The sequence below is a fragment of the Nocardioides terrigena genome (assembly GCF_003047265.1).
Lineage (GTDB): Bacteria > Actinomycetota > Actinomycetes > Propionibacteriales > Nocardioidaceae > Nocardioides > Nocardioides terrigena.
The window spans coordinates 437,535-448,096 of sequence record NZ_PZYY01000005.1; the positions used below are offsets into that span (position 1 = coordinate 437,535).

15 protein-coding genes are annotated in these 10,562 nt (G+C 70.8%); 8 read left to right on the plus strand and 7 right to left on the minus strand.

Annotated features, from left to right (window positions below; translation table 11 throughout):
- Positions 1–36 precede the first annotated feature (36 nt).
- The 7 genes from infA to rplQ all read left to right on the plus strand — a co-directional run bounded on the left by infA (position 37) and on the right by rplQ (position 4,065).
- Complete coding sequence (gene infA / locus DAE25_RS13670; protein WP_056887142.1) at positions 37–258, plus strand: translation initiation factor IF-1; 222 nt, start codon at positions 37–39, stop codon at positions 256–258.
- 25 nt (positions 259–283) lie between these two features.
- A complete protein-coding gene (rpmJ, locus tag DAE25_RS13675) occupies positions 284–397 on the plus strand; it encodes a 50S ribosomal protein L36 (RefSeq protein ID WP_056887143.1) in 114 nt (37 codons plus the stop codon).
- Between the two features lie 173 nt (positions 398–570).
- A complete protein-coding gene (gene rpsM / locus DAE25_RS13680; protein ID WP_056599771.1) occupies positions 571–945 on the plus strand; it encodes a 30S ribosomal protein S13 in 375 nt (124 codons plus the stop codon).
- A 73-nt stretch (positions 946–1,018) separates the two neighbouring features.
- Positions 1,019–1,414, plus strand: a complete 396-nt coding sequence (rpsK, locus tag DAE25_RS13685) for a 30S ribosomal protein S11 (protein ID WP_056887144.1) — start codon at positions 1,019–1,021, stop codon at positions 1,412–1,414.
- A gap of 31 nt (positions 1,415–1,445) precedes the next feature.
- Positions 1,446–2,054, plus strand: a complete 609-nt coding sequence (gene rpsD / locus DAE25_RS13690) for a 30S ribosomal protein S4 (RefSeq protein ID WP_056887145.1) — start codon at positions 1,446–1,448, stop codon at positions 2,052–2,054.
- A 108-nt stretch (positions 2,055–2,162) separates the two neighbouring features.
- Complete coding sequence (locus tag DAE25_RS13695) at positions 2,163–3,182, plus strand: DNA-directed RNA polymerase subunit alpha (protein ID WP_107766696.1); 1,020 nt, start codon at positions 2,163–2,165, stop codon at positions 3,180–3,182.
- A gap of 310 nt (positions 3,183–3,492) precedes the next feature.
- Complete coding sequence (gene rplQ, locus DAE25_RS13700) at positions 3,493–4,065, plus strand: 50S ribosomal protein L17 (RefSeq protein WP_107766697.1); 573 nt, start codon at positions 3,493–3,495, stop codon at positions 4,063–4,065.
- A 67-nt stretch (positions 4,066–4,132) separates the two neighbouring features.
- On the opposite strand, the gene DAE25_RS13705 is transcribed toward rplQ, so the two are convergent.
- From DAE25_RS13705 to DAE25_RS13715, 3 genes are all read right to left on the minus strand, one after another.
- Positions 4,133–4,879 carry a DUF2786 domain-containing protein gene (locus DAE25_RS13705; protein ID WP_199907576.1) on the minus strand — a complete coding sequence of 249 codons (747 nt, stop codon included), beginning with the start codon at positions 4,877–4,879 and terminating at the stop codon, positions 4,133–4,135.
- A gap of 81 nt (positions 4,880–4,960) precedes the next feature.
- Positions 4,961–5,920, minus strand: coding sequence for a ketopantoate reductase family protein (locus DAE25_RS13710; RefSeq protein WP_107766698.1), 960 nt, complete (start codon positions 5,918–5,920; stop codon positions 4,961–4,963).
- Complete coding sequence (locus tag DAE25_RS13715) at positions 5,917–6,288, minus strand: GntR family transcriptional regulator (protein WP_107766699.1); 372 nt, start codon at positions 6,286–6,288, stop codon at positions 5,917–5,919. The genes DAE25_RS13710 and DAE25_RS13715 overlap by 4 nt, the downstream gene beginning before the upstream one ends.
- A 38-nt stretch (positions 6,289–6,326) precedes the next feature.
- On the opposite strand from DAE25_RS13715, the gene DAE25_RS13720 reads away from it, so the two are divergent.
- Positions 6,327–7,244 carry a PfkB family carbohydrate kinase gene (locus DAE25_RS13720; protein ID WP_107766700.1) on the plus strand — a complete coding sequence of 306 codons (918 nt, stop codon included), beginning with the start codon at positions 6,327–6,329 and terminating at the stop codon, positions 7,242–7,244.
- A 6-nt stretch (positions 7,245–7,250) separates the two neighbouring features.
- Here DAE25_RS13720 and DAE25_RS13725 read toward each other — a convergent pair whose 3' ends face one another.
- From DAE25_RS13725 to DAE25_RS13740, 4 genes are all read right to left on the minus strand, one after another.
- Complete coding sequence (locus DAE25_RS13725) at positions 7,251–7,820, minus strand: TIGR03086 family metal-binding protein (protein WP_107766701.1); 570 nt, start codon at positions 7,818–7,820, stop codon at positions 7,251–7,253.
- Positions 7,807–8,304, minus strand: coding sequence for an SRPBCC domain-containing protein (locus tag DAE25_RS13730; RefSeq protein ID WP_107766702.1), 498 nt, complete (start codon positions 8,302–8,304; stop codon positions 7,807–7,809). The genes DAE25_RS13725 and DAE25_RS13730 overlap by 14 nt, the downstream gene beginning before the upstream one ends.
- Positions 8,301–8,657 (minus strand): ArsR/SmtB family transcription factor, encoded by a 357-nt coding sequence (locus tag DAE25_RS13735; RefSeq protein WP_107766703.1) that lies wholly within the window; start codon positions 8,655–8,657, stop codon positions 8,301–8,303. Before DAE25_RS13735 ends, DAE25_RS13730 begins: the two co-directional genes overlap by 4 nt.
- 104 nt (positions 8,658–8,761) lie before the next feature.
- Positions 8,762–10,417, minus strand: coding sequence for an FAD-dependent oxidoreductase (locus DAE25_RS13740; protein ID WP_234411035.1), 1,656 nt, complete (start codon positions 10,415–10,417; stop codon positions 8,762–8,764).
- Between the last annotated feature and the right edge of the window lie 145 nt (positions 10,418–10,562).

Genomic DNA, 10,562 nt, shown 5'->3' on the forward strand with positions numbered 1-10,562 from the left:
CAACGGTAGACATACGACCAACAGATTGTGGAGGACATGCCGAAGAAAGAAGGCGTGATCGAGCTCGAGGGCGTCATCACTGAAGCCCTCCCCAACGCGATGTTCCGGGTGGAGCTGAGCAACGGACACAAGGTGCTCGCCCACATCAGCGGCAAGATGCGCCAGCACTACATCCGGATCCTCCCCGAGGACCGTGTGGTGGTGGAGCTGTCTCCCTACGACCTGACCCGCGGTCGGATCGTCTACCGCTACAAGTAACCAGCCGATCCGAAAGGTCCTTCTCATGAAGGTCAAGCCCAGCGTCAAGGCGATGTGCGACAAGTGCAAGGTCATCCGTCGTCACGGCCGCGTCATGGTCATCTGCGAGAACCCGCGCCACAAGCAGCGGCAGGGCTGAGCTGAGGCTCACCTCGCAGCACCCGACGTACAAATGAACACCCCACAACGTGATCGCTAGGCCAGGCACTCCCTGGCCGAAGCCACCTCCGGAGCACTGGCCGGAGCCCACCCGAGGCGGGATGGGACGCGACACGACCAGAAACCACTGCGAGTACAGACAAGGAAAGCCACATGGCACGCCTCGTTGGTGTTGACCTCCCGCGCGACAAGCGCATCGAGATCGCACTCACCTACATCTACGGCATCGGCCGTACCCGCGCCCAGCAGCTGCTCGCCGCCACCGGGGTCGACCCGAACGCGCGAGTGCACACGCTCGGCGACGAGGAGCTGGTCAAGCTTCGCGACGAGATCGAAGCCAACTTCAAGATCGAGGGTGACCTCCGTCGCGAGGTCCAGGCAGACATCCGCCGCAAGATCGAGATCGGCAGCTACCAGGGTCGCCGCCACCGCATGGGCCTCCCGGTCCGCGGCCAGCGCACCAAGACCAACGCGCGCACCCGCAAGGGACCCAAGCGCACTGTCGCCGGCAAGAAGAAGGCGAAGTGACCCGGCGCTGACGCGCTGAGTCCCGCCCCTTCACTCGAAGCTTCCAGACCAGAACCTCACAGGAGATACCTGAATGCCTCCCAAGAGCCGCGCGACCAAGGTCCGCCGCAAGGAGAAGAAGAACGTCGCTCAGGGCGAAGCCCACATCAAGAGCACGTTCAACAACACCATCGTCACGATCACCGACCCCACCGGGGCGGTGATCTCGTGGGCCTCGGCCGGCACCGTCGGCTTCAAGGGCTCGCGAAAGTCCACGCCGTTCGCCGCGCAGATGGCAGCCGAGGCTGCGGGTCGTCGGGCGATGGAGCACGGGATGAAGAAGATCGACGTCTTCGTGAAGGGCCCGGGTTCGGGCCGCGAGACGGCGATCCGTTCGTTGGGTGCCATCGGCCTCGAGGTCGGCACCATCCAGGACGTCACCCCCACGCCCCACAACGGATGCCGGCCGCCCAAGCGCCGCCGCGTCTGACCCGACACCCGAGAAAGAGAGACTTCCAGCCATGGCCCGTTACACCGGCCCGATCACCCGCAAGTCGCGCCGCCTCGGTGTCGACCTCGTCGGCGGCGACGCTGCTTTCGAGAAGCGTCCCTACCCCCCCGGCCAGCACGGCCGTCGCCGCATCAAGGAGAGCGAGTACCTCCTCCAGCTGCAGGAGAAGCAGAAGGCCCGCTTCACCTACGGCGTGATGGAGAAGCAGTTCCTCCGCTACTACAAGGAAGCCAACCGTCGCCAGGGCAAGACCGGTGACAACCTGCTCCAGCTCCTCGAGTGCCGCCTCGACAACGTGGTCTACCGTGCCGGGTTCGCCCGCACGCGCCGCCACGCCCGTCAGCTCGTCGTGCACGGTCACTTCCTGGTCAACGGTCACAAGGTCGACATCCCGTCGTTCCAGGTGTCGGCCCACGACATCATCGACGTTCGCGAGAAGTCGCTGGAGATGACCCCGTTCATCGTCGCCCGTGAGACCCACGGCGAGCGCCACGTGCCTGCGTGGATGGAGGCCATCCCGACCCGGATGCGCATCCTCGTCCACCAGGTGCCGACCCGCGCCCAGATCGACCTGCCCATCACCGAGCAGCTGATCGTCGAGTACTACTCCAAGAAGTAATCCCTTGCCGGTGGCCGCCCTCGGGTGGCCACCGGTCCCTCCCTTTCACAACAATCCTGTGAGTTCGGGCCCGTCAAATGGTGGGTGGGTCCGGAAAGGAAAGAATCAGTGCTTATCGCTCAGCGCCCGACCCTGTCGGAAGAGTCCGTCGACGAGTTCCGTTCGCGGTTCGTCATCGAGCCCCTGGAGCCCGGTTTCGGGTACACGCTCGGCAACTCGCTGCGCCGTACCCTCCTGTCGTCCATCCCGGGTGCGTCGGTCACCAGCATCAAGGTCGACTCCGTGCTCCACGAGTTCTCGACCATCGAGGGTGTGACCGAGGACGTCACCGAGGTCATCCTCAACCTCAAGGGCCTCGTCGTCTCCTCGGAGCACGATGAGCCCGTCGTGATGTACCTGCGCAAGTCCGGTGCCGGTGACGTCACCGCCGCCGACATCACCCCGCCCGCCGGTGTCGAGGTCCACAACCCCGACCTGAAGATCGCCACGCTGTCCGACAAGGGCAAGCTGGACGTCGAGCTCGTCGTCGAGCGTGGCCGCGGCTACGTCTCGGCCGTGCAGAACAAGGGCGCGGACAACGAGATCGGCCGTATCCCGGTCGACTCGATCTACAGCCCGGTCCTCAAGGTCACCTACAAGGTCGAGGCCACCCGTGTCGAGCAGCGCACGGACTTCGACAAGCTCGTGATCGACGTCGAGACCAAGCCGTCGATGCGTCCCCGTGACGCCATCGCCTCGGCCGGCAAGACGCTCGTGGAGCTCTTCGGCCTGGCCCGTGAGCTCAACGTCGAGGCCGAGGGCATCGACATCGGCCCGTCGCCCGTCGACGAGCAGCTCGCAGCCGACCTCGCCCTCCCGGTCGAGGACCTGCAGCTGACGGTCCGGTCCTACAACTGCCTCAAGCGCGAGGGCATCCACACCGTGGGTGAGCTCATCAGCCGCTCGGAGCAGGACCTGCTCGACATCCGCAACTTCGGTGCGAAGTCGATCGACGAGGTCAAGGCCAAGCTGGTCGAGATGGGTCTGTCCCTCAAGGACAGCGCGCCCGGCTTCGACCCGCACGCCGCTCTCGCGGCGTACGGCGACGACGACGACGACGACGCCTTCGTCGAGGACGAGCAGTACTAATTGAATTGCGCGAGCGTGTCGCCTTCGGCGCCACGCCTGCCGCGCCGCGGTTGACGTTCGTTGTGGTTGCGGTTGCGGGGCGTCTCACCGGCGCCTCGCTGCCGTACCGCACTCGAGGTCTGGCTGTGGTCGTGGTTGCTGGGCGTCTCACTGGCGCCCGCTTCCGCGCCGCGGTCTGCGTCTGACTGGGGTTGCGGTTGCTTGGCGGCTTGCCGCCGCCAGGCTCGCGCTGACATCCAAAAACCGTCCGCCGATTCCGGCGGACGTCTACCCCGGTACCTGACACGGCCGGAGAGAAGCGAGAGATCACATGCCCAAGCCCAAGAAGGGCAAGCGCCTCGGCGGTAGCCCCGCCCACCAGCGCCTGATCCTGGCGAACCTGGCCACCAGCCTGTTCGAGCACGGCCGGATCACCACGACCGAGACCAAGGCGCGCATGCTTCGCCCGTACGCGGAGAAGCTGATCACCAAGGCCAAGCGTGGAGACCTGCACAACCGCCGCGAGGTCCTCAAGACCATCCGCGACAAGTCGGTCGTGCACACCCTCTTCACCGAGATCGCGCCGACGTTCGCCGAGCGTCCGGGTGGCTACACCCGCATCACCAAGATCGGTCCGCGCAAGGGCGACAACGCCCCCATGGCGGTCATCGAGCTGGTGACCGAGGCGTACAGCCCCAAGGCTGCCTCGACGAAGAAGACGCAGGCTGCTGCTCCGGCTCCGGCCGCTGCGGAGGAGGAGGCTCCCGCCGAGGAGACCACCGAGACCGAGGCGACCGAGACCGAGGCCACCGAGGCTCCGGCCGAGGAGACCACCGAGACCGAGGCTCCGGCCGAGGACGAGGCGGCGACCGACGCCGAGGCCGAGGACGACAGCTCCAAGTGAGCTGACTGCACTCGATCGACGGCCCGTCACCCCGCTGGGGTGGCGGGCCGTCGTGCGTCCGGAGCACCTAGGTCCCCGGCAACGACCTGCGCGAGCCGCCGAGCCGGCTGCCACCGAGGTCGGCGCGCTGCCCGGCCGCCCACCCGTCGTGCCGTCCAGTGCCCGAGAGGCGTCGCGCGCTGGCCTGCTGCAGGTGCGGGTAGGTCTCGTCCCGCGCGGCCACGACCGCGTGGGACCGGTCCGCCAGGACGAGGGTGCTCGAGGTGCCGTGCTCGGTGAACCGGTCGGCGGCGTCCTCGGCCGCGGCCGCCTCGGCCCGGTCGAGGCGGCGACCGACCGACTGGGTGAAGCCGGCGAGCCAGCTGCGCCGGAACGCGGCCGGGTGGTCGTAGGACGGCACCGGTGTGCGGGCCAGGGCGTGCAGCGCCTGGACGAGCAGGCTGGTGAAGAGGATCTCCACGCGCTGGAGGTCCGAGCGGTGCCCGAAGAGGTGCAGGGACAGCTCCTTGGTGCCGTCGGGGTAGCGGGTGCGGCGGACACCGCGACATCCCAGGGCCGCCGCGACGGTGGCCAGCAGGTCGGCCTTGTCGGCGGCGTAGGGGCGCTCCACCAGCACCACCAGGTCGCCGACGACGTCGAGGGAGGGGTCGCTCAGGGCGAGGAGGGCTCGGTCGATGCCGTAGGCCGCCATCAGGGCGGCCGCCTTGGCGGTGTAGGTCTCGGCCTCGGCCGGCGTCGCTGCCGGGTCCTCGGCCTTGGCCAGCAGCTTGCGCACCTTGGCCAGCATCGTGGTCGATTCGTCGGTATGGTCCATGTCAGCTCCCCGGGATCAGTGGTGGTGCCGGGTGAGACTGGCACGACGCACCGACAGCCCGTGCGGCTCCTCCACAGGGCGTCACCGGAGCGCGGCCATGACCTCGTCGGCGGAGAGGCTGCGTGGGTCCCCGCCGGTCCGGGTCAGCCGGTGGGTGGCGGCCACCACGGCCTCGCAGGCAGGGGTGGGCACGGCGTGCAGCCGCCCGAGGAGGACGACCTCACCGGCCAGGTAGTCGACCTCGGTGTCGCCCGTGCCGCGGCGCAGGCTCTGCCAGGTGGAGCCGCCCGCGGGGGGCAGGTCGTCGCGGCGGCGCAGCAGGTCCCCGCGGCGTTCCCGGTCGTCCTCCGCGCTGGTCACGGTGAGCCCGGCGGCGGCCAGCACGCGCTCGCCCTCGCGCTGGGCGAGGTCGGCCAGCGCGTCCGCGGCGGCCCCCGGGACGAAGGATGCGTCCACGCCGTTGCCGACGTTCAGCAGCAGCTTGCGACGCTTCCAGGCCATCACGTCGTCGCGCTCGACGGACTCGAAGCCGGCCGACCGCAGGTCCGAGGCCACGGCCGCCGTGCGGTCGTCGGTCCCCGCCGGGATGCGGCCCACGTCGAGGAGGCCGGGGACGGGATGGCACTTGGCGACCACCAGCCCCGGCTCCAGGTGGGTGGACGGCAGCATCACGCACACGGCGTACGTCGCGGGGAAGCGGCGGAGGGCGGCCACCTCGGTGGCGACGCCGTTGGTGGCGCAGACGACGGTCGTGCCGGGCGGGGCGTGCGCGGCCAGGTCGTCGAGGGCCGCGGCGACCTGGTGCGACTTCACGGCGAGCAGGACGGCGGTGTCGTCGGTCCACTCCACCTCGGCGGCGGTGTCGGTGGCCGGTGCCACGATCCGGTGCATGCCGTCACCCGAGTCCAGCCGCAGCCCCCCGTCGTGGATCGCGGCCAGGTGCGCGCCGCGGGCCACCAGCGTGGTGGGCAGGCCCGCGAGGTGCAGGTGGCCGCCGATCACACCACCGACGGCCCCGGCGCCGTGGACGACCCACCTCATCGCGTCCAGCCCTGCTCGAGCAGCCGCGTGGCCTCGGCGAGGGTGAGACCGGCGCGCCGCGCCTCGAGGGCCAGCGCCGCGGCGGCCTCCCGGGCCTCGGTCGGCGTGGTTGCCCGACCGGTCACCCGCGTGCCGCGACGCCCCTCGGTGGCCACGAGCCCGTCGGCCTCGAGCTCCTTGTAGACGCGAGCCACCGTGTTGACCGCGAGCCCGAGGTCTCCGGCCAGCGCGCGCACGGTCGGCAGGCGGCTGCCGGCGGGCAGGCGCCCGTCACCGATGCGGGTCGCGAGCTGGACGCGCACCTGCTCGTACGGCGGGGTGCCGGAGTCGGTGTCGAGGGGATCGAGGTCGACCGGGGCGAGCTCCATGGGCGCCAGCCTAGGCGCGGAGGTGGTAGAACCTCGTCATGGAGCAGGTGGCACTGGTGGCCGGTGAGGCACTCGTCGACGTGGTGCTGGGACGTGACGGCACCGAGCGCGACCACGCAGGCGGGAGCTCCGCCAACGCGGCCGTGGCGATGAGCCGGTTGGGCCGCCAGGTGTGGTTCGCGAGCGCGTGGGCTGACGACGCGCACGGACGGCTGCTGGCCGGGCACCTGGCCGACAACGACGTGCGGATGGCGGTCGACCCGCTGGCGCTCGCGCGCACGGCGACCGCGGTGGCGACGCTGGCCGAGGACGGCTCGGCGAGCTACGAGTTCGACATCGAGTGGCGGGTCCCCGCCGTCTCGCTGCCCGCGCACGTGGCGCCGGTCGTGGTGGTCTACGGCTCCATCGGGGCGGCTCTGGCTCCGGGGGCCGACGACGTCGCGGCCCTGGTCGAGGCGTCGCGGGGGAGTGCATTGACGGTCTTCGACGTCAACGCTCGCCCGGCGATCACCGGTGCCGGCGACGAGGTGGTCGCTCGGGCCGAGCAGATGGCGCGCCTCGCGGACGTCGTCAAGGCGAGCGACGAGGATCTGGAGGTGCTCTGGCCGGGACGGACGCACCGCGAGGTCGCGAGCCACCTCATCGCGGCCGGCGCCGGGGCGGTGGTGGTGACCATGGGCGGGGACGGGGTCAGCTGGTACGCCGAGGCCGACGAGGTCACCGTGCCGGCACCCCCCGTCGAGGTGGTGGACACCATCGGCGCCGGGGACACGGTGACGGCAGCGGTCGTGCACGCCCTGTGGGAGCTCGACGTCGTGGGCCCCGGTGCGGGCGAGAGGTTGCGCGCGCTGGTCGCCGCCGAGCGCACCTCGGTGCTGGCCTTCGCGGCCCGGGCCGCGGCGGTGACCGTCAGCCGACCCGGCGGTGACCCGCCCCGGCGGCACGAGCTCGACTGACGGCCGTCAGCCGGCCGGGGGAGCCCAGTACGGGTCGCGGCCGATGAAGCCCATCAACCGGTCGACCACCGGGGCGTCGTCCGGGACCGGCACCGGGGTGCCGTACTGGCCCGAGGAGCGCAGCACGTCCTCGATCGGCCTCATCCCGTCGAGCAGGGTGGCGGCGAAGTCCTCGTCGAGGCGCAGCTCCTGGCCGGTGGCCCGGGCCAGGTCCCAGCTGTGCATGAAGACGTCGGCGGTGTAGAACCGGTCGACGGCGTCCGCGAGCCGGTGCGTGCCGGCGTACGGGTGGGTGAAGGACTCGTCGCCACGCTCGTCGACGAGGTCCTGGACGGAGCGCGCGTGGTGGTGCCACGCGGCGGCCGGGTCGTCGGCGACCGGCGGGCCGGCGGGGAGCGAGACCCCGCCGCCCGCGAGGAAGCCGGGGAACCACTCGACGAGGTGGGCGACCACGTCGCGGGCGGTCCACCCGTCCACGGGAGCCGGCGCCTGCCAGGAGCCGGCACCGTCGACGAGCCGTCCAAAGGTGGCGGCCACCTCGCGGTGCCGCGCCGCCGGGTCGTCAGGCAGCGCCATCGGCCAGGAGCCCGTCCAGCTTGGCGTAGCCCTCGTGGATGCCGACCTCCATGCCGCTGGCCAGCATCCCGTCGCGCGCCTCGAACGAGTCGCACAGGGAGAACCCGTGGAGGCGGGTGATGCCGTTGCCGAGGTCCTCGAAGGTCATCGTCTCCAGGGCGATGGCCTCGGGCATGCCCTCCCAGGTGAACGTCTGCACGATCTTGTCCTCGCCCACGTGGGGGAAGGTGCCGCGGAAGGCGTACTCCTCGCCGTCGCGCTCGGCGACGTACCGGTAGGAGCCGAGGGTGCGGCAGTCCCAGTGGTCGATGCGGGTGGTGAGCGAGGAGGGACCGATCCACCGGGCGAAGAGCTCGGGGTCGGTGTGGGCCCGCATGAGCTGCGCGGGGGTGGCGGCGAAGTCGCGCCAGATGTGGACGGCAGGGACGGTCGGGTCGGCCTCGATGGCGGCCTCGCTGTAGCGGTGGTCCTGGGTGGTGGTCATGATGCGGTTCCTTCCTCGGCGGTGGGGATGTCCTTGTCCTGCAGGGAGGCGAGCACGGCGTCGAGGCGCGTGAAGCGCTCCTCCGCCTGTCGCTGGTAGCGCTCGATCCACTTCGTCATCAGGTCGAACACCTCGGCTTCCAGGTGCACCGGGCGGCGCTGGGCGTCCCGGCTGCGGGTCACCAGGCCGGCCTCCTCGAGCACCTTGAGGTGCTTGGAGACGGCCTGGAGGCTCACGTCGTACGGCGCGGCGAGGTCGCCCACCGTCGCGTCGGCGACGGTGAGGCGGGCGACCATGTCGCGCCGCGTGGGATCGGCGAGGGCGGCAAAGACCCGGGAGAGCTGGTCGGTCATGACGCCCACCTTTCTCAACTGTTCGGTTGAACAAAGGTAGATCGCGGTGCGGACTGTTGTCAACCGTTGTGTTGAATTCGCAGGTCAGATCGGCGTCGGCATCGTCAGCCGAGCCAGTCGTGCACGAGGGAGACCACGGACGCCCCCTCCCCGGAGGCGGACGCGACGCGCTTCATCGAGCCGGACCGGATGTCGCCGGCAGCGAAGATGCCGGGCACCGTCGTGGCCAGGTTGGCCGGCGGGAGACCGTCGCGCCAGGCCCCGGCGGGGACGTCACGCCCGGTCAGCACGAACCCGCGCTCGTCGCGAGCGACCTCGTCGGGCAGCCACTCGCAGTGCGGGTCGGCCCCGAGGAGCAGGAAGAGTCCCCGGATCTCGCGGCGGTGCGTCGTGCCGCTGGTGACGTCCTCGACGTCCACCCACTCCAGCCGTCCGTCCCCACCCCCGTCGACCACGCGGGCGCTGCCGAGGACCTCGATGCGGGGGTTGTAGCCGATCTCGTTGACCAGGTAGTGCGACATCGTGGCCGACAGGTCGGGGCGTCGGACCATGATCGTGACCGAGCGGGCGAAGCGCGCCAGGTGGACGGCGGCCTGGCCGGCGCTGTTGCCGCCGCCCACCACGATGACGTCCGCGCCCTCCATCTCGCGGGAGGCCGTCATGGCTGCGCCGTAGTGGACGCCGTACCCGACCAGGGTGTCGAGGGACTCGATGCCGATCCGGCGGTAGGTCACGCCGGTCGAGATCACCACGGCGCGGGCGTGCACGTCGCCGCCCTCGGTGCGGACGACGTGGGGCTTCCCGTCGGTGCCCGGCTCCAGCGCGAGGACGGGCCAGCCGGTGAAGAAGCGGGTGCCGAACCTGATCGCCTGGTTGCGGGCACGCTGGGCGAGCCGCATCCCGGAGATGCCGCGGGGGAAGCCGAGGTAGTTGCGGATCATGGAGCTGGTGCCGGCCTGGCCGCCGATCGCCTCGCCCTCGACAGCGACGGTGGAGAGGCCCTCGCTGGCGGCGTACACACTGGCGGCCAGTCCGGCCGGGCCGGCTCCGATGACCACCAGGTCGACGACCTGGTCGACCTCGATGTCGTCGGGGCGGCCGTAGAGGGTCACCGCGAGGTCGCGGGTGGTGCGGGGCACGAACGGCGCCGGTGAGGTGAAGGCCTCCACCACCGGCCACTGGTCCGGCTCGCCGACGTGGCGGGAGAGGACGTCGCGGCCGTCGTCGCTGTCGGGGTGGAAGACGCCGCACGGCAACCCGACGCGCTCGAGGTAGTCGCGCAGCTGCAGGGTGAGGATGTCGTGCTCGGGCGTGACGATGCGGACCGACACCACCTCCGGCACCGCGACGGTGGCCGCCCAGTCGTTGAGCAGGTCGATGATCGCGCTGTGGAACTCCTCGTCGCGGACCCCGCGCGGCATGAGCAGGAACGCGTCGTACTTGCCGGTGGCCTGGCCGGCACGCAGGGCCTCGGCGTCGCGGCGGAAGTTCTCGTAGTGGGCGACGACGACCCGGCGTGCGGTCGGGACGGCCTGCCGGATCTTGGCGATGGCCGGGTAGACGGCCATGTCGGGCAGCTCGGACTCGATGACGAACAGCGCCACCTGGCCGCCCGCGTCCAGGACGTCGAGGGCCTGGTGCTTGGCGTCGGCCGCGCCGGCGGCGGAGCGGACGTCGTACTCGAGGGCGTAGCGGGAGAACTGCTGCTCCAGGACGTCGAGGTGGTTGCCGGAGACCAGGATGATCGCGGGGTTGCTCACCACTCGAGTATGGCGGCCCGGGGCACAGCAGGGAGGGCCTGCGAGGGCCACCTAGACATCCCACGGGTCTAGGCCGTCAAGCGGCGGTGGGGTCTGCTGTGGCAGTGCGGTGGGCCCAGGCGGTGTGCTCGTCGTAGTTGGTGTG